This window comes from Sulfuricurvum sp., assembly GCF_041651515.1.
In the GTDB taxonomy this organism is placed as follows: domain Bacteria; phylum Campylobacterota; class Campylobacteria; order Campylobacterales; family Sulfurimonadaceae; genus Sulfuricurvum.
Genome location: NZ_JBAZJF010000002.1, coordinates 438,732 through 464,065, shown reverse-complemented (window position 1 = coordinate 464,065; position 25,334 = coordinate 438,732). Strand labels below are relative to the sequence as shown.

General features: G+C 41.9%; 20 protein-coding genes. 7 read left to right on the top strand and 13 right to left on the bottom strand.

From position 1 onward, the window contains the following. Positions 1-156: 156 nt before the first annotated feature. From WC407_RS05510 to WC407_RS05470, 9 genes are all read right to left on the bottom strand, one after another. Positions 157-792, bottom strand: coding sequence for a Tfp pilus assembly protein FimT/FimU (locus WC407_RS05510; protein WP_373021581.1), 636 nt, complete (start codon positions 790-792; stop codon positions 157-159). A 125-nt stretch (positions 793-917) separates the two neighbouring features. Continuing rightward, entirely contained in the window at positions 918-2,735 is a 1,818-nt protein-coding gene (locus tag WC407_RS05505; protein WP_373021580.1) for a citrate/2-methylcitrate synthase, read from the bottom strand. Between the two features lie 10 nt (positions 2,736-2,745). Then, positions 2,746-4,062, bottom strand: a complete 1,317-nt coding sequence (locus WC407_RS05500; protein ID WP_373021579.1) for an ATP citrate lyase citrate-binding domain-containing protein — start codon at positions 4,060-4,062, stop codon at positions 2,746-2,748. Between the two features lie 87 nt (positions 4,063-4,149). Further along, the gene (locus tag WC407_RS05495) at positions 4,150-5,337 is read right to left on the bottom strand and encodes a hypothetical protein (RefSeq protein WP_373021578.1); all 1,188 of its coding nucleotides are present in this window, start codon (positions 5,335-5,337) and stop codon (positions 4,150-4,152) included. Next, positions 5,334-5,903 (bottom strand): aminodeoxychorismate/anthranilate synthase component II, encoded by a 570-nt coding sequence (locus WC407_RS05490; protein WP_373021577.1) that lies wholly within the window; start codon positions 5,901-5,903, stop codon positions 5,334-5,336. Before WC407_RS05490 ends, WC407_RS05495 begins: the two co-directional genes overlap by 4 nt. Positions 5,904-5,912: 9 nt before the next feature. Beyond that, entirely contained in the window at positions 5,913-6,974 is a 1,062-nt protein-coding gene (gene mqnE, locus WC407_RS05485) for an aminofutalosine synthase MqnE (protein WP_373021576.1), read from the bottom strand. A gap of 109 nt (positions 6,975-7,083) precedes the next feature. Continuing rightward, positions 7,084-8,064 carry a hypothetical protein gene (locus WC407_RS05480; RefSeq protein ID WP_373021575.1) on the bottom strand — a complete coding sequence of 327 codons (981 nt, stop codon included), beginning with the start codon at positions 8,062-8,064 and terminating at the stop codon, positions 7,084-7,086. A 63-nt stretch (positions 8,065-8,127) separates the two neighbouring features. Next, complete coding sequence (locus WC407_RS05475; RefSeq protein WP_373021573.1) at positions 8,128-8,400, bottom strand: type II toxin-antitoxin system YafQ family toxin; 273 nt, start codon at positions 8,398-8,400, stop codon at positions 8,128-8,130. Then, the gene (locus WC407_RS05470) at positions 8,401-8,604 is read right to left on the bottom strand and encodes a hypothetical protein (RefSeq protein ID WP_373021572.1); all 204 of its coding nucleotides are present in this window, start codon (positions 8,602-8,604) and stop codon (positions 8,401-8,403) included. Between the two features lie 157 nt (positions 8,605-8,761). Here WC407_RS05470 and WC407_RS05465 point away from each other — a divergent pair, with 157 nt between their 5' ends. The 3 genes from WC407_RS05465 to WC407_RS05455 all read left to right on the top strand — a co-directional run bounded on the left by WC407_RS05465 (position 8,762) and on the right by WC407_RS05455 (position 15,051). Continuing rightward, positions 8,762-11,269, top strand: coding sequence for a DUF294 nucleotidyltransferase-like domain-containing protein (locus tag WC407_RS05465; protein ID WP_373021571.1), 2,508 nt, complete (start codon positions 8,762-8,764; stop codon positions 11,267-11,269). A 2-nt stretch (positions 11,270-11,271) separates the two neighbouring features. Then, entirely contained in the window at positions 11,272-13,086 is a 1,815-nt protein-coding gene (glmS, locus tag WC407_RS05460; RefSeq protein ID WP_373021570.1) for a glutamine--fructose-6-phosphate transaminase (isomerizing), read from the top strand. A gap of 126 nt (positions 13,087-13,212) precedes the next feature. After that, positions 13,213-15,051 (top strand): diguanylate cyclase, encoded by a 1,839-nt coding sequence (locus WC407_RS05455; protein ID WP_373021569.1) that lies wholly within the window; start codon positions 13,213-13,215, stop codon positions 15,049-15,051. Between the two features lie 90 nt (positions 15,052-15,141). Here the strand turns inward: WC407_RS05455 and WC407_RS05450 are convergent, their stop codons facing one another. The 3 genes from WC407_RS05450 to thiC form a co-directional block, all read right to left on the bottom strand. Continuing rightward, positions 15,142-16,935: a GGDEF domain-containing protein gene (locus WC407_RS05450; protein ID WP_373021568.1), complete on the bottom strand. Its 1,794-nt coding sequence runs from the start codon at positions 16,933-16,935 to the stop codon at positions 15,142-15,144. A gap of 109 nt (positions 16,936-17,044) precedes the next feature. Further along, positions 17,045-18,214: a P-loop NTPase gene (locus WC407_RS05445; RefSeq protein WP_373021566.1), complete on the bottom strand. Its 1,170-nt coding sequence runs from the start codon at positions 18,212-18,214 to the stop codon at positions 17,045-17,047. A gap of 23 nt (positions 18,215-18,237) precedes the next feature. Further along, positions 18,238-19,614 carry a phosphomethylpyrimidine synthase ThiC gene (gene thiC, locus WC407_RS05440; RefSeq protein ID WP_373021565.1) on the bottom strand — a complete coding sequence of 459 codons (1,377 nt, stop codon included), beginning with the start codon at positions 19,612-19,614 and terminating at the stop codon, positions 18,238-18,240. Positions 19,615-19,830: 216 nt separating this feature from the next. Here thiC and WC407_RS05435 point away from each other — a divergent pair, with 216 nt between their 5' ends. The 4 genes from WC407_RS05435 to WC407_RS05420 are packed head-to-tail and all read left to right on the top strand — an operon-like array spanning position 19,831 to position 23,526. Beyond that, entirely contained in the window at positions 19,831-20,952 is a 1,122-nt protein-coding gene (locus WC407_RS05435; RefSeq protein ID WP_373021564.1) for a bifunctional 2-C-methyl-D-erythritol 4-phosphate cytidylyltransferase/2-C-methyl-D-erythritol 2,4-cyclodiphosphate synthase, read from the top strand. After that, entirely contained in the window at positions 20,949-21,836 is an 888-nt protein-coding gene (locus WC407_RS05430; RefSeq protein WP_373021563.1) for a hypothetical protein, read from the top strand. The genes WC407_RS05435 and WC407_RS05430 overlap by 4 nt, the downstream gene beginning before the upstream one ends. After that, the gene (locus WC407_RS05425) at positions 21,814-23,004 is read left to right on the top strand and encodes a sulfate adenylyltransferase (RefSeq protein WP_373021562.1); all 1,191 of its coding nucleotides are present in this window, start codon (positions 21,814-21,816) and stop codon (positions 23,002-23,004) included. The genes WC407_RS05430 and WC407_RS05425 overlap by 23 nt, the downstream gene beginning before the upstream one ends. 9 nt (positions 23,005-23,013) lie before the next feature. Continuing rightward, the gene (locus WC407_RS05420) at positions 23,014-23,526 is read left to right on the top strand and encodes a phosphatidylglycerophosphatase A (protein WP_373021561.1); all 513 of its coding nucleotides are present in this window, start codon (positions 23,014-23,016) and stop codon (positions 23,524-23,526) included. Here the strand turns inward: WC407_RS05420 and WC407_RS05415 are convergent. Then, the gene (locus WC407_RS05415) at positions 23,519-25,327 is read right to left on the bottom strand and encodes a diguanylate cyclase (RefSeq protein WP_373021560.1); all 1,809 of its coding nucleotides are present in this window, start codon (positions 25,325-25,327) and stop codon (positions 23,519-23,521) included. The genes WC407_RS05420 and WC407_RS05415 overlap by 8 nt on opposite strands. Positions 25,328-25,334 lie beyond the last annotated feature (7 nt).

Below are 25,334 nucleotides of genomic sequence, written 5' to 3'. Positions count from 1 at the left end.
CGCTAAACCTACTTAGTTTTCAATGATCGCAAACTCAAACTCAATGCCTTAACTCAAGGCGTCTCATCGTTTGTGGACGGGAATTATAGGGGAAAATGTAATGGATGTCAAGAGCAAACCGAAAGAAATTTCACTACAACTAAAAAGAATTACTTTTTAGTTGTAGTGAATCGATACGTAACCAGTTTCAGGATGGACTGTAATCACTGCTGTACCTTCTGAATGAGTCAGCGTAATATTGCAATCTACTGTTAATAGATCAGCATATGGTGAAGTATTCGCAGTATAAAAGTATGGTCTTCCTATATTGTCAAATCCTAATCTACTTGAAGTTGGAGAAGAAGGATGACAGCCATTACTAAAGTTTACATTTGTTATGCCATATTCCCTTGAGATCATTAAATTATCCATATATTTATAAGGAGAAGACATGATTTTACTATTTGCTCCACGCATCAGCTGACCAGATAATGGATCACGTGCTGTCTCATTATCATCTTCATTAGTGTCTTTATCATCATTATGATAGATCACATAAATTTTTTGTCCAGCATCATAGCTATCATCTTCAAAATGAATTTGCCACCGTTTTTGCCACCAAGTTGCATCATTGACATCATATTTATCATCTACCATAGCAAGATGTTGTGTATATTTAATATGGCTGGCTACTTGTTCTGCAGCCTCTTGTAACGGGTGGCGACTAAAATTTGGCATGGCTAATATCGCCAAAATACCAATAACAATAATGACAAAAACCAGTTCGAGCATCGTAAAAGCAAAACGTTTCATTATAAAATCACCTATATATAGTATTCAACTGAGGGTGATTATAACAAAAGAATAAAAAAAAAGAGGAAAGAGAAAGAAGATAGATCAATTCCCCTGCAAAGGGGAAATGTAAGAGAAAACTGCTACTAGATTTCGTCTGCAAGTTCGACGTTATAAAGAATATCGTCTGTCGGGTGACGATACATCGGCATACCAAGACGTTTTTCATCCAAGATATGACCGATAAATCCGATAGAACGACCGACAACGAAGAAGGCATTCAATGCACCCGCTTCGATAAAGCCGTCAATTTCGTCTTCCGAATATCCAAGTGCACGCCACATATCAACCATCAAGATACCGATAGTACCGTCAACGTTCAAGATAAGGTTATCTTTCTTCGATGTGGTCAATTTTTCAACTTCTAGAGCAAAATCAAGCAAAGGTGTACTTGGAAAGTGCTCTGCTGCGTATTTTTTCAATCCCGATACACGAAGATCCGGATTACGGACCGATTTAATACGGTGACCGATACCCGAGATCGTTTTACCCTCTTTTTTCATGTAATCAATGAACTCTGCCGGAGACATACCACGGTCATTTGCGTATTTAAAATAACGCGCTGCATCATCGATCGCACCACCAAAACGTGGTCCGATGGTCAAAAGCCCTGTTACCAATGAACTGATAACATCTTTACCGGCACGTGCAGTGACTTTTGCATTGTGTGCACCTGATACAGCTGGACCGTGATCCGCTACGGTTTTGATAACCGTCTCAAGATAGTCAGTTGCCCATTTTGGGTAACGTTTTTTGAACCAAAGGAGTGAAATAACATCACCGATACCGAAACCGGTTTCCGGAGTTGCCACCGAGCTGATCGGATAACCCGCGTACGTCGCTTCATCACCGCGGTCATCAGAGATCGTACAAATAAACTCTTTCTTACGACGTACTTTTGGTACTGTGCGTAATTCCGGCTCAACGATTTCGCCGATAATCCCCTCGGCACGAAGTTTTCCGTATACTTCTGCTATTTTATGCGGAAGATCGTTGAAACTTGCAGGTACGTAGATACCTGCAGCTGCCATCGCTTCATTTTTAGACGCTGCCGTTTCGGCATCCGCATTTGCCGAAGCACCCGCGTGACCGAATTGAACACCTGAACTGAAATGTTTCGCAATCGTTCCGATACACCATGCAATGATCGGTTTTTTGATCTGGCCTGATTTTACCGCTTCGATCACTTTGTACTCTTCAGTACCCCCTACTTCCCCTAGAAGAACCATATATTTAACTTCAGGGTTTCTCTCCATACGAAGAAGGTTATCAATAAATACCGATCCAACGAAACGGTCACCACCGATCGCTACACCCTCGGAAATACCGTCCGCATTAATACTAATGATGTTTGAAAGTTCATTGAACAAACCGCCTGAACGGGTTACGAGTCCGCATGAACCGGCACGGTGAAGTTTAGAATTGATAATATTTTCGATCGTTCCGCCAACGTTTGCAATTTTAAATGCACCCGGTGCAATACCGCCGACCGTTGCCGGTCCAATAACAACTACACCCGCATCACGAGCCGCTTGGTTCATTTTACGTGCGAGTCTCTCAGGGATACCTTCAGCCGTAACCATGATCGTTTTAAACTGCCCTTTGATCTCGATCGCTTCCATGGTTACATCATACGCTGTACGGAAAGAACCGAAGTTCAATAAAACATCTGCATTAGGAAATGCCGCTGCCGCTTCGGTTGTATTACGGAAGACCGGAACCATCACTTCATCAGGTCCGTAGAAAAATTTCTCGAATTTATTCCCTGATGTAGGAGCAACGATCGCCGCAACCGATGGCTTAGTACGGTTAATGACATAATCGTAATCCAACATACGCTGAATTGCGCTTGCATTGTTATTCCAAAAAATCGCTTGTGTATCTTTAGTAAATAAAGCACCCATCATTCTCTCCTTATTTCTCTAAAGCCATACGGACGATGTCAGTAACATGCGTCTCCGGCCCATAAACTTCGATATAAAGACCTAAACGGTCTGCTGCCTCTTTAATGTCTTTAAGACCTTTTTCATAGTTTGGTCCGCCACGGCGTACATAAACACGAGCACCGACCGATTTCATTTTTTCCGCATAGGTTTCAAATGATTGGATAATACCGGTAAACGTTTTCGCAACGTCGGTAAAGTTTGCAATCGCTCCACCGATAATAAGGATTTTGTCACGACCTTTCGGATCTTTGTGACGGGTCATCAAATCCAATACCGTATCCGCATAAAATTTGGTTTCACCGGTTGTCGGTCCGCCTGAGTATTCGCCATAGTTTGCCAAGTCCGCAACATTGCCGGACAAATCAGCAATAGTATCCGCATATACCACCGAAGCACCGCCACCTGCAACCATCGTCCAGATACGACCCATAGGGTTAAGAATAGTAAGTTTCAATGAAGCACCCGATTTCGAGTCTGCTTCTGCAATCGCTTTTTCTTCAGGAGATTGATCTTCCATACCGAACGCTGTCGGGAACTCAGCACCGCACCATGACTCACCCATCATGAAACCGGCAGTGTCATCAAGACGAGCGACCAGGTCAAGAATGTGCATATCGTTACCGATCATAACGATTGGATTGATTTCAAGGTATGCAAAGTTCAAATCACGGTAAAATTTATAAAATTGCTCAGCAAATGCGATAAAACGCTCTTTGTTTTCAGCAGGAATCCCCGCAGGGACATTAGCACGGATCAAATGGGCGATGTTAGCATCGTCCATAGTAATAGGGATCGTTACTTCATTAACTTTCTCTTCCCATCCCTCTTCAACTTCCATACCGCCCTCAGCCGATAGATACAAAACATCGTCTTCACCGACAGTCGTTGCAGAGATATAGTACTCTTGATCTTGAGCGTGCGGAGTGAAAGGCTCAACGATAAAATGGGTCAACGTCCCGTGTTGACCGGAAAGAAGAGTCGTTTCATGAGAAATTTTTTCATCAATCCATTTTGCGGCTTCTTCGAGCGTGACATCACCCGGTTTGTTGGTTCTAAATAATACGAGATCATTTTTACCCCGTTTACCGAACAGCATATCCGGTTTTGCAACCAATGCCTCTTGTTTCAACCATTCAAAACCGTGTTTTTGCGCACATGCACGCAATTCATCACCACTGGTTACCAATACCGATTTAAATCCGTAATGAAAACCGCTGAAATATTTTTCCCAGTGTTTTGAGAAAATTGCTTTACCGTCGTATTCACGAATCGCTCTTTGAGCCATTGCAACTCCTTCGAAGAATCTTTTGCCAAGATTATATCATTTATGGGCTATTTGAAGGATTTTGAAGTGGTTTGAAGAGGCATAAGATTACTTTCTGTTTACTTTAGTAACATATGTCGTAAACACAGGAGTATTTTTGTAACTTATGGTAACCTTTTTGCTGTTTGGATGGGGGGTATCCTCTAATCTATACTTATTGCACTGTGTTATTCCGTAAAAACGGAGTCGTAGCTGTAAGCTTTCGTTCCGTACATTCACACACTCGATTTTCTCTTGATGCAAGGTACGTGCAAGTTCTTTAGCTACGTGCATCGGATAGGCAAAATGATCTTTTGGATTATGAAAATAGCGATAAAAATATTGATTAAAAAAAACAGCCATAGCATTCATAATAAGTAAAAACAGTGCTGAATAAAAGAGATAGGCATACCGTTTACGAAACTCTTTCAGACGGACACGATAGGTTTCCAAAAACGTCTGTGCCGCAAGAGGAAGGGTCAGCATCATAAAAGGGGCAAACATTTGAATCGGAACTTTTTGACGAAAAGACAAAAGAATAGAGATTAAAAAAGCAACCGTGGTGATCGTCCAAAGTAAATCACGCTGATTGGCGATAAAGCGGCGATACAGAACATAGAAAAAATAAAGAAATACGATCGGAGAAAAAATAGCCGCATATACCCCAAGAGCATCCAAAAACCGTCCTTGAGGTTTACCGCCGATCTCAATACCATGCAAGGTCAGCGCAATACCGAAAAAGAGTGCTGCACTTCCTCCAAGCCAATAACGCTTATTTACCACTCCATAAAGTGCCGTCCCTAAAAACAAATAAATAAACGCCGGATCCAGCCAAAAAAGAAACGGCATTAAAACAATCGAATACCGTTCGTCCTGCTGATATAAATAGACAAACAAAAACGTCCCGAGAATTACAAGACCGGCACTGTCTAAGACCAAAGCGACACTCGCCACCCCCGGAAGCAACGCATAAATAACAATAATCCAGATTCGATCAAATTCTCTCGTCACATACGGCTTGGAAATCAAGAATAGCAATACCATCGAGATGAGATGCAAAGCGATCATCGGGAAACGGAGAGCATAATCGTTGTGACCGAAAAATTTAAGGGAAAGGGTGGTAATCCATTGAAGCGGAGTAAATTGTCCATATAGGAGCTCCGCTTCGGTGGAGCTGATGGAGAGCCCTTTTACCTGTGCAAAAAGGAGAAGAAAATTAATCCCCAATAATGCTAAAAAAAGGGGGCGTTCTCTCATATCTTTAGAAAATTATTAAGTATCTCATGTCCAAACTCACTCATAATCGATTCAGGGTGAAATTGGACACCGTATATTTGTTTGTCTTTAATCTCCAAAGCCATAATTTCATGGTCATCTTCACTGTATGCGGTTGGAATAATCACTTCGGGAAGATTTTCTTGCTCAACAATAAGGGAGTGGTAGCGTGTCGCCGTAAACATCTCCGGCAATTTATCAAAAATCGGGGTCTCGCCCTGACGTACCATTCTGGACGTTTTACCGTGCATCATACGATTTGCCCGCACAACGTGTCCCCCGAATACCTGGGCTATACTTTGATGCCCCAAACAAATTCCTAAAATAGGAACTTTATCGGCAAAATAGCGAATGACATCGAGTGTTACTCCGGCATCATCGGGCGTTGCAGGACCGGGAGAGATGATAATTTTTTCCGGATGGAGCGCTTCGATCTCTTCGACGCTCATCTCATCGTTACGGATGATTTTTAGATCCGCTCCAAGCTCCAAACAATACTGCACAATGTTGTAAGTAAAACTGTCATAATTATCAATCATTAATATCATCGTTTTTCCTTACCATGCTTTAATCGTATTATACAAGCTATCGCGTTCAATCGGATCAAATCCGCTGTTCTTAATCAATCCGACAAACTCTTGAAGATTTACACCGTGTGCACTTTTTGCCCCTGCAGCCGAATTGATCGACTCTTTTTCGATCGTTCCGTCAAGATCGTTTGCCCCAAACTCTTGAGCCACGAGGGCAAGATTCACGGTCGAAGTAACCCAGTAGGCTTTAAGGTTTGGAACATTATCGAGAACGATTCGGCTGATTGCCATTGTTTTTAAAATTTCATGCGCGGTAATATACTCTTTGACATTCAAAAAATTATTTTCACTCTGATATACAAGAGGGATAAAACAATTAAAGCCCCCCGTTACGTCTTGCAAATCGCGAATCCGCATCATGTGATCGATTCGGTGACGTCGTTCTTCGACATGACCGAAAAGCATAGTGACGTTGGATTTCATCCCACGCTCGTGCCATTTACGGTGGATTTCCAGCCATTGCTGTGAATTGACTTTTCCTTTGCAAATGTAATCTCGCACCTTTTCATCAAAAATCTCCGCACCGCCACCGGGCATCGAATCGACACCGTTAGCAATCATCAAATCGAGTATCTCATCGTAGCTTTTGCCGTACTCTTTGGCAAGGAAATGAACCTCTGCCGCCGTGAGAGCTTTGACATGAAGGTCCGGATGACGCGCTTTGATCTTGCTAAATACTTCCAAATACCACTCTAATCCCGTTTCAGGGTTATGGGCGGATACGATATGCACCTCTGAAATTCCGCGCTCAACGATGTCATCCGTAATCGCTAAAATTTCTTCATGGCTCATCGTATAAGGATTAGGATTTTTTCGGCTGGAACTGTAAGCGCAGAATTTGCACACGTCTTTACAGATATTCGTCGGATTGATGTGGCGATTGATATTAAAATAGGTTTGTTTGCCGTGCAACGCTTTTCGGCGTTCATCCGCGAGCTCGCCGAGAGTGAAGAGGTCTAAATCATACAAAGCCGTAGCCTCTTCCAGACTCAAGCGTTCATGATTTTTTACTTTTTCAATCAAATTCATTTTAAAATCTTTATTGCTTATTTTTTGGCGCATTATAGCGAAAGAAATATTCTACAAATCCAATATTCTTGTTCCACATGAATGAGGAAAAAGAAGGAAAAAAAACTTGCTATAAACCATAACACTCAGTACTAGAATTAAATACATTTTGATTGCACTGGTATACAACATTCCTATTATACTGCGCTAGCGCATTCAAATCATTGGTAATATTATGTACATCAATTGATTTTGGCTTTGCTTTTAATCTATCTATAAGCTGCTTAGAAGCACTTGCAGGAGCAAGTAAATCCAAATTTCCGAAGATATATCTAATAAATCCATGCTTGTAGAGATTAAAATCCCAAGCCATATGATCGTCTTCAGGCAAAGGAATACTATATCCACGATCAGAAAGAAGGCATGTTTTAACATCATAGGTGTATATCAGTACCATGATGAATGTTTCTGGATTTTCATAAAGTCCTTTTACAACTTGCTCCAGAAAATTCAACTGACCTTCCTCAAAAGGTGTTAATAAAAGAAAAATAATTGAAAGCCAATCTCTATATTCTTCTTCGGATATACCCAATTTATTACAAAGATGGCTCTGCTGAGGCTTTCTTCCATTAAGCACACATTCGAAATTTTTATAATGGGTAGGGTCAGTCGGATGCACGTTTCTGAGCTGAGGAAATGTATTTAGAACCTTCTTTATCGAATATGGATTTCGAACAAAATTTAAAAACTTTAAAAGAAAAATATTCAGGATTTCTGACTTTATGTCAGCACCTGCTGTAGGCAGTTTTGCAATTAGGCTTTCAGTATTTGATTTAATATTAGCTTCGTACTGATTAAATAGTGTCTCGAAGTTGTATCTGGAAGCCTCTTGTTCCAGGACGTCAAAACTAAATAGATCGTTCAAGCTTAGAGTATTTGAGATGTTGAAGCCTTGTTGTGATTCCAGACTAATAGAATATGATTCGCGATCATTCAATTTAAACGAATAGATTTTTTGATTTTTCTTGCTAACTGAAGGATTAATCGCATTAAGCCTTTGCTCGACTCGAGGCAGAAAATGTTGATTTTTAGTTTTATCCCGTAAATTCATATCCAACTCTTCAACAAAAGAGGGGACAGGCTCTTTATATGTTGTCTATCAGAAAAACAACTTTTAGTAAACCTCATCATGACTGCCAATATCCATCAAAATTATTTGTTCATCTGTAATAATAATCGTCAAAACGATACGATATTCATAGGTAAGTCGGCAGGCGTAATATTTAGAAAGTTCCCCTTTTAGCTTGTGCATTTTCAGCGTAGGAGAAAAAGGATCGGATTGAAGCAACTCAATGACTTCTCCAAATCTGGCAAGTAAGTCACGATGTTTTTTAAAGAATTTTTGAGCCGTCCGTTCAAAAACTTCCGTTTGATCGATTGTGTACATTTAACTGACGTTTTTTGTTAAATTTTCCAAATCAAAAGGTTTGATTTTCCCCTCATTGACCTCTTTTTCTGAAATACGTAACCGTTCTAAAAATTCTAATCGTTCATTATTGATGATAACAATCTCATCTTTTTTAAAATGCGATAACAACCACATAAATTTTTCACTGACACTCTCTTGAACTTCCAAGGTTATGGTTTGCATAATGATTCCTCATTTGGAGGTATTTGAGATAATTATAGCACATTTTAAAATGGCGCTAAAAGTCATCAGTAAAAAAACTCTACTGCCTATTTTTTCGTCTATATCCACCCTTTCAATAAGAGAGATTTTCGCTACAATAAAATAAAAAGTAGCCCAGATGAGCATCACCGAAGAAATTGAAGATTTGATCGATAAGAACGGTTCGGATTTCGAAATATCGAAACGGTTTAAATTCCATATCCAAGAGTATAAAAACTCTTTAGGGATGATTTTTGAGCGTAATCAGGGAAAAGATTTTCTCGTCATCCATACAAAAACGCTCGACTCCATCATCAGCCTCATGTACAAAACCGTATTACGACGACTATTCGGAAACTACCTCCCTATGCGAAGCTCGATCCCGATTGCTTTTATCGCATTGGGAAGCTACGGGCGTGAGCAGCTCTGTGTACACAGTGACATCGATCTTATGATCGTGTATGAAAAGAATGAGGGCTACAATACCGCCGCTATTATCGAAAAGTTTCTTTATCTTGCTTGGGATGCAGGGTTAAAACTGGGGCACCGTGTCCACGAAGTCGGTGATTTACTATCAGCATCACGTGAAGATATTACGATCAAAACGGCGATGATGGAATCACGGCTCATAATAGGCTCCCCTTTTACGTGGAGTGCAACGCAAAATAAACTCACAGCTATCAGACATGATAACCCCAAAGCATTTATATTGGCGAAGATAGAAGAAGCCGATATTCGCCGCCGCAAGTTCCCCTCTTCCATGCAACCGCAAATCAAAGAGGGGGTGGGTGGATTGCGTGACTCGCAACTGCTCTATTGGATTGCAAAAACCATCTATGGCGTCAACAGCCTCAAAGAACTAAGCGATCAACTCTTTAGTGAGGAGCAGTATCGTGAATATCGAATCGCCTTAGAACTCCTGTTTCGAGTCCGAAGTGCACTGCATTTGCTCAGCGGAAAACAGCAAGATCAACTCGTCCTCGATTATATGCCCCGTATTGCACAAATGCTCGGCTTTAGTGATGAACGTAAATTGGTTAGCAAACTGCTCGAAGCCCAATGGCGTATCAATAACTTCACCCAAATCTATGTCAAAAAAATGGCACGTATCTATCTTAATGATCCGACTCAAACCGCTGCATTACGGGCAGGGAGAATTCAAAAAGGTTTTTATGCCATAGAGGGGACACTCTATTCTTCTTATAACATCCCTACTCCGCCGATAGAAACCCTTTTGGAGATGTTAAACTCCCTCGAAGATCGGGAATGGAAATTCGACTCCAGCGTTTTGTTCCATTTTACGTATACTATTATCCGGCATCCCCTCAAAGTCAAAACCTATACCTTTTTACGTAAATTATTTGAACGCGACCATCTCTATGTTATTATGAAACTCTTGTACGATGCGGGAATTTTACACCACCTTATCGGAGCGTTTAAAAAAGTGCTCCATCTCCCTCAATTTGACGGTTATCATACCTATCCGGTGGATTTACACTCGATCAAATGTATCGAAGCACTCGAATCAATCAAAGATCCCTATGTTGAAACTTTATACACGCAACTTTCCGCTACGGACAAACTTTTGTTAAAAGCAGTTATTTTGCTGCATGATACAGGAAAAGGACGCAAACAAGACCACAGTGAAGTAGGGACAAAACTGATCGTTCCTTTTATCAAAAACCTCAAACTCCCTTCTCTTCAATATGAAAGAGCAGCTTTATTGGTTCGTAATCATGTCCTTATGACCCATGTCGCCTACCGTGAAAACCTCTATCATGAAAAAACTCTTTATCAATTTATGTCTAAGATAAAAACACCCGAAAATCTAAAACTCCTTTATATCCTCACGTACGCGGATGTTAATGGGGTGGGTCCAGGAACGTATACCGGGTTTGGTGCCAATTTACTCCATGAACTCTATGAGGCCTCGCTTGAAATAGCCTCACAAAATGACCGCATCACCGATGCGATCAAACGGCAAAATAAAGAGAAAAAACTCACCAATGATCCTCAGTTCGGCGAGCTAAGCAAAATCGAGCAGAAAAAAGTTCTCGCAATCGAATCCAATCTCTTCTTTTTCAAACACACCCCAAGTGAAATCATCAATATTTCCAAAGAGGCGTTTCAATGTCAAACGTTTACCTACCAGCTGGATATCGAAGGGGGATTGGTAATTCATATTTACCGAAAAATTCCCCTCAATCTCGGTTATTTATTAGGAAAGCTCAGCTATCTTGATGTTGCATCGATGGATATTTTTACCCTCTTTGACGGTATCAAGTACTTTAAAATTGAATTTTTGCAGCGCCCTCGCGAGGGGACGATGGAGCAAATTGAAATGATTGTTGAAGAGGCATTTGATATGTCGAAAAAAATCGATCTTCCCAAACCGATTATTAAACCCAGCGAAATCACCCTCGATTGTGACCACTCGATCCATTACGCACAACTCAATCTCAATACGACAAATCAAAGAGGATTACTGGCCTATTTCGTTCAATGTTTTGATGAAGCACAAATCAATATCGCTACCGCTAAAATCCATACCAATAAAAACATGGCGCGCGATCATTTCTTAATTGAAAAACAAAACAGAATGTGCGATAATGCGCGCGAAATAATTGCTAAATTAGTAGGAGAATAGCCATGTGCGGTATCGTCGGATATATCGGAGTCAAACCGGTTAAACAAATTTTGATCGACGGACTTCGAGAACTTGAATATCGCGGCTATGACTCTGCCGGAATCGCTGTCCTACAAAACGGCACCTTTTCATTGTTCAAAGCTGTCGGAAAACTCATAAATCTAGAAGAGAAAGCCAAAAATTTTGAAACGACCGGATTTTCAGTCGGAATCGGTCACACACGCTGGGCAACACACGGCAAGCCGACTGAGCTCAATGCCCACCCTCATGTTGGACAAAATTCGTATGTTGTCCACAACGGCATTATCGAAAATTATCAAGAACTTAAAACTATGCTTATGTCACAGGGTACCCATTTCCTGAGCCAAACCGATACCGAAGTCATCGTCCATCTTTTTGAATACTACTTACGAAATGGGTCAACTCCGTTTGAAGCTTTTGCGCAAACGCTCAAAGAGCTTAACGGAGCCTACGCCATTCTTTTAGTCAACGCATCGGTCAATGACACTATCTTTTTTGCCAAATACGGTTCTCCGATGATTATCGGTCGTAATAAAGAAGGTGAAGTATTTTTCGGATCTTCTGACGCCGCACTGATCGGAAAATGTCACGAAGTGATCTATCTTGAAGATGGCTATTACGGTTATGCATCCGGTACCAAAATTTCTATTTTCAATTCTGTACACAGCGAAGTTCCACTCTCTTTTACTCCATTAGATGAAAATAAACTTTCCGCCCAAAAAGAAGGCTACCGTTTCTTTATGGAAAAAGAGATATATGAGCAAAGCCGTGTTCTTGCCGATACATTGATGGGACGCTTACAAGAGGAGAGTGTATATTTTGAAGAGTTAGAGAACTCTCTTTTTGAAGGGATCAACGAAATAAAATTCTGTGCGTGCGGTACCAGTTACCATGCAGCTCTCGTTGCAACGTATCTCTTCGAGCGTCACGCCAAGATCAAAACATCGGTCGAATTTGCCAGCGAGTTCCGCTACCGTGAGCCCTTTTTGACTCCCGATACCCTTTTCGTCGTTATCAGCCAAAGCGGTGAAACAGCCGATACGCTAGAAAGCCTCAAAATGGCAAAACGATTCGGTTTAAAAACGATGGTCATCTGTAACGTTGACAATTCGTCTATGGTTCGCCTCGCCGATGCTTCTATTTTAACCCGTGCAGGGATCGAAAAGGGGGTAGCATCCACTAAAGCGTTCGCTACACAAGTGTGTGTTTTGTGGATGATGAGCCTTTATCTCGCCAAAATGCGTACAACTCTTGAATCCAGTGAAATTAAACGTCAAATTCAACTTTTACGCACCCTCCCCTCTACCGTAGCCGTTGACAACACTATTCACGAACAACTTCGTCGCCTCTCGAAACGTTATCTTCATGGACACGGTTTCTTTTTTATAGGGAGAGATGTTTTTTATCCCTTAGCGATGGAGGGGGCATTAAAACTCAAAGAGATCAGTTATCTACACGCCGAGGGGTACCCAAGCGGTGAAATGAAGCACGGTCCCATCGCCCTAGCCGATCCCGAACTTTTCACCATTGCCTTGCTACCTGAGCATAAACTCTACGACAAAACCAAAAGTAATATAGAAGAGCTCAGCGCCCGTGATTCAACGATCTGTTCCATCAGCCCTCTTGATTTTGACAAAGCGGACGATCATATCCGTACCCAGAAAAGAGACGATTACATGCTTGAATTCTTTGAAATGATGGTAGTACTTCAACTCCTCTCCATGGAGATCGCAGTCCGCTTAGGCAACGATGTTGATATGCCGCGTAATCTTGCAAAAAGTGTCACCGTCGAATAATCGCTATACATCCCTATAAACTGCCTTTTATAAGGTAGTTTCTCCACTTTCATATATTTTTAAAAATTATTTAGCTATCCTCACTAATTACTTAAGTGTGTTAGTCCATTACAAGGAATATCCGGCATGAATGCTAATCGAAAAATTTTGTTTATTGTTGCCCTTATGCTTATCGGTCTTGCCGTTGCCACCATTACCAACGTGGCCCTAAATTTTAGAGACTACGGCTACAACAATGCCATTGAAAAATCAAAAATGACGGCAGAAATTGTCCGTGACGGGTTAACTGCCCATATGGTCAATGGCATTATGGATAAGCGTGAATTTTTTCTTTCTAATATTGCCAATATAAAAGATGTTCAGTCATTATGGATCGTGCGATCTCAAACTGTCATCGCCCAACACGGTTTAGGATTGGAAAACGAACGTCCCCGAGATGCCATTGACAGAAAAGTACTTCAAGATGGAGTTATCGTTCGCGAAATTCACGAAGATTCTAAAAATGCCGTTTTACGTGTCACTATCCCTTATATTGCATCCGCTTACGGTAGTCCAAACTGCTTAAGCTGTCATAATGCCAAAGAAGGGGATGTCCTTGGTGCTATCAGCATGGAATTCAATATCAATGATATTCGTCTGACAGGGGCGCTTACAATTGCTAAAATCTTCGCTATTAATGTCATTTTTATTATTATTGCATTATGGGTAACTAATTACTATTTTAAACCGTATATGAAGCTGTTCGAAAATTTGCAGCAAGGGATCAAACGGGCACGTACCGGAGATTTTACCTTCCGTTTTAAAACAACCCTTACTGACGCCGGAAGTGAAGTTGCCGAACAGATGAATACCCTCTTTGAAAAAATAGAAGATACTTTTGGGGGAATTAAGCACAATCTTAATACTTTTTCTTCTCACTCAAATCTTTCCACAACCGATCCGCTCAGTACTGCAGGAGTGATTATCCAAGAGCTTTCCGATGTTTATAAATTCAAAAAGACGATTGAACTTGATAGTAGCAAAGATGCTATTTATGAACGATTTGTTTATGTCCTCAGAGAGAAATTCCACTTTACCCATTTTGCCCTTTATGAAGTGGATAAAATGACGAAAGAGCGTAAACTCATCCACATTAGTGATCACAAATCGTTCTGCCTCCCCATTGCTGACACTAATGCAATGGAATGCAGAGCTTACCGTACCGCAAGCGATGTCTATTCGACTGATTTCCCCAACTTGTGCGCAAACTGTGCAGAAGATAAAGCTTATACTTGTATCCCATTTAATATCAATGATGATCTCTCTTTAATCCTCTCCTATTCAGCAAAAAGCAGTGCAGAAATCGAAAAAATGAATCTCTTTATGCCAAGTATTAAAAACTACTTTGAAGCAGCCAAAGCCGTTATAGAGAGCCGTACCCTTATGGATAAACTCAGAGATTCTTCTTTGCGTGATGGCCCTACACGTCTCTATAACCGCCGCTTTTTAGAAGAATTTATCGATAAAAGTGCGGAGCAGGCATTGCGTTCAAATATCTCCTATGCCGTCTTGATGATTGACATTGATTTCTTTAAAATGATCAATGATACCTATGGACACGATGCAGGAGACGTTGTGATCAAATCGTTGGCCGAAATATTGCAACAAAGTGTCCGTAAATCGGATCTTCCAATACGCTACGGCGGTGAAGAGTTCCTTGTTCTTCTCCACAACACAACACCGGAAGGGGCGATGGCCGTCGCAGAGAAAATTCGTACCCGTTTCAGTGAGAAAAAATTTCAATTCGGAAGTGATACCGTTCAAAAATCGCTCAGTATCGGAATATCGCACTTCCCGCTTCATGCCGATTCTATTTGGAAGGTCATTAAATTTGCCGATACAGCCCTTTACGAAGGGAAACATAACGGACGAAACTGTGTTGTTGAGTTTGAAGCACGAATGTATGGAGAAGGGGATCAATTCTAATCTCTTTTTTTCTTCCTCACATACCCTGTGAGGAAGATACTACACTATGCATCTAGCACTGCTTCACCAATTCAAAACGACTATACTTCCTTACATCATCATTGTTTTAGGATCATAAACCAATGCACAATTTCCACCTTGATGTTTTGCTTCCAACAGTGAACGCTTCGCAAATTCAATACACTCGATCATATCTGCACTCTGTTCAGGAAACAATGCGATACCGATACTTACGGTTTTTAGAATAGCGTAGGTATTGACCCGAATTTTCTTTTTAAAAGAGAGACGAATTTTCTCCGCTACTTCGATTACTTCATTGCCATCCCAATCGTATAAAACCACAGCAAACGTATCTCCGCCATATCGGATCAAGGTATCACTTTGTCGAATACATTCGGCAATATTACGTCCCATTGCTTTGATTACTTCATCGGCAACATGGGTACCATAAGAGCTATTAATTCCATCGAAATTGTCCATATCAATAATTAGAATTCCATAAGGGATCGCCGTCCGGCGGGATTGATTGACGATCAAGGTACTCATCTCTTCGAGGTAAGTACGGTTATAAAGCTTCGTCATCGGGTCGATCCGGACACTTTGCTGAAGTTTTTTGTTAACAATCTGCAAACGTGATGCATTGATAAAATTATTGAGTTGATCCAGTGCCAAACGGATCTTACTAACCTCTCGCCGATCAAAAGTCACCAATGAAATCACAATATCAAGGTCATCCACAATCGGATAACTGCGACACACATAGTGAGCATCCGGATCAATCATTTTAGGACAGGCAATCTCACATTGCGTCGAATCGATCGTAGCAGTTGTCCGATCAGCACGGCATCCGCTGATAGCATCACACAGAAGTGTTTTTTCGGAGTGCACAACATGGGTCGTCTTATCCTGTGGATTAAGCTCTAGAATATTAAAGTCACTTAAGCCCCACCGTGTTCGTAGTAAAGCAATAATCCTAGCATAGACCTCTTCAAGATTTTGGTCATCTTCAATCGCTTTACGAAACCGCTCTACTTCATAGAGCTGATCTACCCCGGTTCGAATAGTATAGAGAGGATCATTACTCGGAGGATCAATACGAATTAAGGATCCCATTTTCTTACCGCTTTCCACAAGGGTAGAATCAAGTTTTTCCATCAACGAGTTGGTCCACATTGAAGCGTTATATGCATCTTTTGTATCACTGGAATCGATTCGATAGCTGTAATCCCCCCCTTCGGCTTTTTCCATCGTAAGGGCAACCGAATCGAGTGTCTCTTTGTACGAAGCTACAAATCTCCGCAAAGTACGTAGCAGTATAAAGGTTGCACCAAATAAAAGGATAAGAATGGCAACCGTACTCACCAATCCCGTCACTTTCAGATCATTAATTTGCATTTCAACCGATACGACACCTAATGTTGTCCCTGCTTTAACGTCATGGCAACTTAAACAATCTATTTTGCCTTTATCCGTTGCTATATAAGGGAGGGAGATACGATAGAGTGTATCTGAAAAGAGCGATCCTGATGATTTTTCATACGCTTTAGAGTTTCTTAAAACGGCTCTGTCAATATCATCTTTCGGTTCTTGGGGATAGATTCCATTACCATACTGGGAGGTAACACTCTGCGATCGCACGACCCACAGAGAGCGCATCCCCTCTATTTCACTGACATGCTTGAGAAAATCATTCTGATGTTCTGAACTTCCGGTAACCATATGGGCTGTCAAAGATTCTTGGACAATATTTGCAGCTGTATGTGCCCGCTCACTCGCTGATACTATGGCAAAATATCGAAAAGCTGCTATAAAAAGAAATGTAAAGAGGATCATTACCCCGACTACTTTCAGTACAAGGGTTAAAAATGTCTGCTCTTTTTTCATGCTGCCTCACCGATGCGTAAATTACGTAAATAGATTGATTATACTAAAAAAAGTTTAAGAAGAAGGAAAAATGGGGTCTTATACCTCAGCAGAGGTATAAGTTATAGTATTAGTGACAACCGCATCCGGTTCCGCAGCTTCCGCCGGCAGGTGCCTCTTGCTTAGGTGCAGCAGCAGTAGAACACGCTGATACGCCCGGAGGGGTGTTCGGCTGAATCGCTTGATTATCCACACCCCCCTCAGCATTGATTTTTTCGACGGTTGCCCACAAGTCTTCCGCCGCTTTCATGTATCGTTTTGCGGTCTCTGAAGTCGGAGCATAAAACGTTATCGGTTTACCCTCATCTCCACCGGTTCGGATGGATGGTTCAATCGGAATCTCGGCAAGAATACACGTTTCAAACTGATCTGCCATCGCCTTGGATGTCCCTTTACCGAAAATATCGTATTCGACACCGGTATCCGGAGCGATAAATCCGCTCATATTCTCAATAACACCCGCGATCGGGATATGAAGCTTTTTGAACATGTCGAGGCTTCGACGAGAATCGTCGAGCGATACCATCTGAGGCGTGGTAACGGTAACCCCAACGGTAACCGGAACACTTTGAGCCAATGTAAGCTGTGCATCACCGGTACCCGGAGGCATATCGATAACAAGACAATCCAAATCGGACCACATAATGTCGCGTAAGAACTGCTCGATCGCTTTCATGATCATCGCACCGCGCCAAATGAGCGATTGCCCCTCTTCCATCAATGAGCCCATTGACATCACTTCAACACCATAAGCTTTAATCGGGAGAACTTTATTCCCGACGACTTCAGGTTTAATTCCGTCAATTCCCATCATACGAGGAATATTAGGACCATAGATATCGGCGTCCAAAAGGCCCACTTTTTTCCCTTGCATCGCTAGGGCTACCGCAAGATTAACTGAAGTAGTCGATTTACCGACCCCCCCTTTACCTGAGCTTACCATGATAAAGTTTTTCACTTGAGGGGCAATATTTTTACCCTTGGATGAACTCTCTCTAGGCATTTTAGGGGCCTGGATATTGATAATAACCTCAGCTGCACCGGCACGTTTTAACTCATCGGTCGCTTCTGTAGTAATTTGGTGCGCCACTTCAGGGGCACTGGAGGTAATATCCACTACAACACTCACGTTTGAACCGTCAATTTTAATCTCTTTAACGAATCCAAAGGTAACGATATCTTTCGTGAAACCCGGATAGGTCACTTTTGATAATGCTGATTTTACAATTTCTTCTGTCATTTAAATAATTCTCCTTGTTTGATTTAACTTGCGTTTCTAGCTTTAACTTCTGCTGCGATACGCTCAATCGCTTCAGGGTTTTCCATAATCTGCTGCGTAATTTTATACGAACAAAATTTAGGACCGCACATGGAACAAAACTCCGCTTCTTTAAAGACATCCTGAGGCAGTGTTTCATCATGATATTCACGTGCCCGCTCAGGATCAAGGGCGAGTTCAAACTGACGGTTCCAGTCAAACGCATAACGCGCATCACTCATCGCATCATCGACATCACGAGCACCTTTGCGTCCGCGTGCAATATCTGCCGCATGTGCCGCAATTTTATACGCGATAATCCCCTCTCGAACATCTTCCGCGTTCGGAAGACCTAAATGCTCTTTGGGTGTTACATAGCACAGCATAGATGCTCCATGCCATCCTCCAACCGCAGCACCGATAGCGGAACTGATATGGTCATACCCCGCCGCAATATCGGTGACAAGAGGTCCTAGAATATAAAACGGTGCCTCGTGGCAATATTCGCGTTGAATTTTCATATTACGCTCGATTTGATTGAGAGGGACGTGTCCCGGCCCTTCAATCATCACCTGAACATTTTTCTCCCAAGCACGGAGGGTCAATTCACCGAGCACTTTCAACTCACCCAACTGCGCCTCATCACTTGCATCCGCCAAACATCCCGGACGAAGTGAATCCCCCAGTGAAAGAGAAACATCATAACGGGCACAAATATCAAGAATCTCGTCATACGCCGTGTAAAACGGGTTTTCACGATGATAGTGCATCATCCATGCCGCCATCAGCGAGCCTCCTCGGCTGACAATCCCCATTTTACGTTTGGCAACTTTCGGCATTGTTTCGAGTAAAAAGCCCGCATGGATAGTGAAATAGCTCACACCCTGCTGTGCTTGACGCTCTAAAACCTCCAACATAACCTCAATACTTAAATCTTCAATTTTATTGTTGACGTCGTGCAGAATTTGATAGATGGGAACCGTACCAATCGGGATGCGGGAATTCTCGATCACCGCACGGCGGATTTCATCCAAATCCCCTCCGGTAGAGAGATCCATTGCCGTATCCGCTTTATAGTGCTGAGAAACTTGAATTTTTTCAATTTCCCCTTGAACATCGCTTGCAATTGCCGATGAGCCGATATTGGCATTAATTTTACATCGTGCAGCGATTCCAATCGCCATCGGTTCTAAGTTTTTGTGGTTGATATTAGCAGGGATGATTAAACGTCCCCGTGCGACTTCGGAACGAACCAACTCGGGATCGAGTTCTTCTACTTTGGCGACATACGCCATCTCTTCGGTAATAATACCTTGTTTGGCATAATACATCTGAGTACGAACGGTGTCGTTTTGTCTCTCAGCGACCCATGCGGTTCTCATACTTACTCCTTGATCATTTACAAAAGCTTAATTGGACTTATAAATAAGACCCCCTAAAAGGGTCGTATCTCTTTTAATTTAGATTAAAAATTTCAAGCGGATTTAGGAAAAGAATCCCCATTACCGTTTGAAGTATTCTAGAATTTATCACAAAAAAGATAAAAAAAAGCTTTTTAAGTGTATAATTTCGTAACAGTTTTCAAAATAGGATACAATTTGTCTGATTTGACACTTATTTTACTCGCTGCGGGCAACTCCAGCCGTTTTAAAGTCCCTGTCAAAAAACAATGGCTTCGTATTGGGCATGATCCTTTATGGTTTTATGTTACTAACCGTATCAAAACCCACCTCCCTCATGCCAATATTATTGTCGTTGCACACCCGGATGAAGTTCCATTTTTTCGAATGATGAGTGCATTCACGATCATCTGTGGCGGTGAGACGCGACAGCAATCGTTAAAAAATGCACTTAAGCACGTAACTACCCCGTACGTTATGGTCAGCGATGTCGCTCGGGCCTGTATTGACCCTTCTCTTATTGATCGCCTCATTGCTCATAAAAACGATGCTGACTGTATTGTTCCCGCACTGGGTTTGCATGATACGGTTGTCTATAATGATGAAACCATTGACCGAGCGATGGTCAGACGAATTCAAACGCCGCAACTCTCTCGAACCGAAGTTTTAGTACGCTCCCTCGAAACAACCCAAGAGTTTACGGATGAAAGCAGCGCGATTGTCGCATTTGGCGGAACACGCTTTTTTATCGATGGGGATGGACGCGCCGATAAGCTCACTCAAACTTCCGATATCGCCGCACTAGAGTGTCTCATTCCCCCATCAACCATGCTCTTTACCGGAAACGGATTTGACGTGCACCCTTTTGAAGAGGGAAAACCGATGGTTTTGGGTGGAGTAGAGATCGAAAGCCCTGTCGGCTTTAAAGCCCACAGTGACGGTGATGTTGCAATTCATGCTCTCATTGACGCACTGCTGGGTGCAGCCTGTTTAGGTGATATCGGGATGCTTTTCCCCGATACCGACAGTAATTATAAAAATATTGATTCGAAAGAACTTTTGCGTCGATGTGTCTTACAATTGCACCAATTTGGATTTGTTGTTGCACATGCCGACATCACCATTATCGCCCAAGCTCCGAAAATATCCTCCTATAAAGAACAAATGCGCCATGTTCTCAGTACCCTACTGCATCTTCCCCTTACTCGCATCAATGTCAAGGCAACCACGACAGAACACCTTGGTTTTATCGGGCGTAAAGAGGGTGTCGGAGTAATCGCGACAGCGTCAGTACACTATTTTGATTGGAAAAACGGATGAACATACTCATTATCGAAAACGAGATCTATCTCGCACAAAGCATCGCTTCCAAGCTAAGCGATTTAAGCCACAACTGTGATATCAGTAGTTCGACCAAAGAGGGACTACGCGGGATTCCTTACGATGTTGTATTACTCTCTACCAACATCAGCGGTCAAGATATCTATCCCGTTATTGAAGCTTATAAAAACGAAGTTGTCATCTTAATGGTCAGTTATATCAGTAACGATACCGTTTCCAAGCCACTTGCCGCCGGAGCTAAAGACTACATCCTAAAGCCGTTCATGATCGAAGAGTTAATTCGTAAAATCCAACATTTCCAAAATCATGAACGACTTCGCCGCCAAAACCAAACCTATGAGCGCTACCTTGCCCACACCTTCAATTCGATTAATGTAGATGAAGATATGGATAAAACCGAGCTCCCTCTCTTTATTTGCAGCAGTTATCAAAAATACGCCGATGCATTTGCATTTCGTTATGCCGCCCATCATGATAAAACAATCCACTTTATCTCACTGAGCTCTGCCAAAGCGTTCAGTGACATTGCAGCCCTTGGAAATGATTCAGTACTTTATATCACCGATTTTCAAAATTTGAAAAAAAGTGAGCACAAAGGATTTTATGATCTAATCCAAGACCGGTCCTGCATCATATCGGGCACGGATCCTATCGATAATCCCCCTTATCGGGTAATTGAGATCGAAAGTGATAACAACCTCTTTGATCAAGGGGAAATATTGCCCATTGAAGAGTATGTCAAATACATCATGCTCCATTTTCAAAACCGGTTCCCCGACACTGAACTCTCGAAAAAATTGGGAATCTCGCGTAAAAGCCTATGGGAAAAGAGAAAGAAATATGGCATCGTCAAGAAAAAATAGAGCCCTCTTTATAGATCAAGAAGCGGTATCGGCACTTGCACTTCTTAAATCAGGGATGCTCCATCCCGTTACCGAGCTTATGAATGAAGCTCAAAGTAAAGAAGTCCTCAATAGCGGCATGTTTAATGGTAAAACATTCCCTTTTCCCCTTATCCTCTCCCCCAGTGGAAAGATCAATGAAACCATTTTAACGAGTGCAAAAAAAGGGGAAATCTTAGATTTAGTGAGTGATAACATCGTTGTTGGTAAGCTGTGTGTTGATGAAGTGTATAAAATCAATCCTCATGAACGTCTTCGACAAATCTACGGTACCGAAGATCTCTCTCATCCGGGAGTCAATGCAACTCATAAACGGCTAGGAAAATATGCGATTTGTGGTTCTTATACCATTGATCTTTCTCCCGTTGAAACGATTCGCTCCACCATACGCCAAGCCAAAGAGCAAGTTGGAGCACAACATACCACTGCCCTTTTTATGGCAGCCAATCCTCTGCATCGTGCCCATGAGCGACTGATTCGACAAAGTTTGGAACGTACCGACCTCATCGTAATTTTTCTCCTTAAACCCTACAATAATGCCAACCTAACCTATGAACTGCGTCACCAAACTCTCAACTTTTTTGTCGAAAACTATCTTCCGCGCAGTCGTGTTGTAATTGTCCCCTTGGAGAGCAGCTATATATTTGCCGGTAGCAATGAAGTTATCCTCGATGCCATCGTTGCAAAAAATTACGGATGCGATCGGTTAATGATCGGACAAAATCATGCCGGCATCGGAATGTATTATGATCGAAATGCGAATAAATCCATTATTGACCGACTTATCGGCATTGATATCGAAGTGGGGATCGCAAGTGAATATGTCTATTGCAATCAGTGCAAAACCCTTGTAAGTGTTCAGACCTGCCCTCATGGTCATCACCACCACATTTCGTATCATGCAGAATCTATTTTAGAATTAATGCAACAAGGCCTTCTCCCCCCTGCGGTTCTAGTACGTAAGGAGATCTCTGCAATGATCGTAGCGGCTCTTTACCCTAAGCGCTTTAAAAATTTGGCTAAACTCTATTATGACATTATGCCCGTCAACGGTCTGCTTGAAGAGCACAGCGAAAAAGATTTTTACGTGGAACTGATGCGACTGTACCAAACAACCTCTCTCACATAAGGACATACTATGAATCTTCGATCATTTTTTCTGACCGTAGGCTATAGCGGCCTCTCTCCAAAAGCACCCGGAACAATGGGAACCCTCGTCTCTTTACCGATCGGGGTTGCAATCTTGATTTTCTTAGGTCCCCAAACTCTTTTTCTAGCCGCTTTGTTTATCACCCTAGTTGCCATTAAACAAATCAATATTTATGAAGCCCAAACGCACAGCCATGATGACAAACAAATCGTTATCGACGAATTAGTCGGAATGTGGTTCGCCCTCTCAATCGCACCGGGGATCCTTTTTAGTGTAGCGGATCTTGGTGTTTGGACCAACGGTATCGCATTACAACTTGCCCTGAGTTTCCTCTTTTTTAGACTTTATGATATCAAAAAGCCCTCTATAATCGGTCGGATAGATCGTGAAGCCAAAGGGGGCTTAGGGGTTATGGGAGATGATATTATTGCAGGATTTGCTGCCGGAATAACCTCGGCAATTTTGTGGCAATTGGTGTTAAAATCGGGTCTTATTAACTAACAACTCGATTTCGTCCGCTCTCTTTTGCCTCATACAACTTTGTATCAACGCGACGCAATAAAGCATCGGGACTGTCTTCAACACTCCATTGTACTGCTCCAATGGAGCACGTAATCCGCTCTACCGGAGTAAAGCTATCCGACTCTATCCGTGTACGTAATGCCTCTGCCAGCGTTACTGCCGATGCTAGGGTACTATCAGGAAGTAAAACCACAAACTCTTCTCCACCCCACCGCGCTACACTATCACTTTTACGAATATTTTGACTCAATAATGCCGCTATTTGTTTTAATACTTCGTCTCCGACCAAATGACCGTATTGGTCATTCACTTGTTTAAAATGGTCAATGTCAATTAATATCATTGATAGGGGTCGTCCATAACGGGTTGCGAGGCGAATAGAGTGTTCCAGAACCTTGTCAAACTGAAAACGATTCGCAACATGAGTCAGTGGATCTTGCGTAGCGAGTTCATTAAGCTTTGTAATATCGGTAAATACCACAACATGACGGATTTGATCCTGATACTCCATTTTTTGTGAATGAACGGTAAAAATAGAGGTTTTACCCAGCCTGCTCATTTTAACTTTATGCTCTTGGGTGTTGTAACGTATTAAATAATCTGTCCACAATACCCCATCCATTTCACTCAGCACATATTCATCCGACTCACCGGTTTCAAAATATTCACAAATACAGGCATGGTCGTGCCGAAACGCGTCTAAACTTGAATATCCAAAATAGTGAAAAAATGCCTGATTGGCGTAGATAATAGCCACTCCGTCCGTAACTACAACAATATTTTTCTGCGAATCAAGAATTGTATGAATATATCGTTCTTGAAGGTTTAATTTTTGAAATAAATGTGCAAAACCGTACTCAAACAGTCCAAAGATGAAACTTATCATCAGCACGGTAATAATAAAGCTCTCAAAGATCATTTGAAGCGTATTTTCATACCCTCCCGTTATATCATTTATAGAGAAAATCACTCCTGCATTATGCCCCTGCCTATCTTTTAGAAAGATAGGGGTTATCTCGTAATCTTTTCCGCGATAGTGCATATTACGCTGTTCCAACATCGGATTATTCTGTGCATACTGTGCCATAAGCCCACGCTGTGTCAAATGATTAGAAGTGTACCGATACTTCCAGAATCCGTCTTTATACGTATTTTTATCAACTGCCCCTAAAAAATTTTCATGAATCATCAATATACCGTCTGAACCGGAAGCTTCTTTAATTTTATGAATAAAATAATCCGTATCCACCCCAAATTCCAAAGCTCCTACATAGGTACCCTTTTCCAATATCGGTATAACGACACGATAAGCAACGCCTTCAATTCCCCCCTCGAATCCACTTACCATCTTATGAGTGCGGTGAATTTCACGCAACATAGCACGACGCAGGGCAATATTATCGCCAAACTGATTTTTCCGATGCATTCGCAAAATAGATTGACCATCCGGTGCATGAAATTGCATGATGATAAGGTAAGGATTCTCTTCACGGAGTGCTTTATAGCGAGGGAGAACTAATCTATAAAGTCTTTCTGTATCACGGTTCTTAACAGCTGCTAAGACACCGGCTTCTCGCATAGTTATAAAGGAGCGAAAAGCATAAAAATGCTCTACATCCTTGACAATAGAGTTAAATGACAGCTTCACATTATGCGCAGAACGCTCACTTCTCTCTGCAGCATGGCTTCGTTGACTCGAAATATGATATGACGTCATTACTACAGAAACAGCAGTAACAATGATCGCGATTAAGAGTTGGGAACGAGCTTTTAATGTCACTTACTAC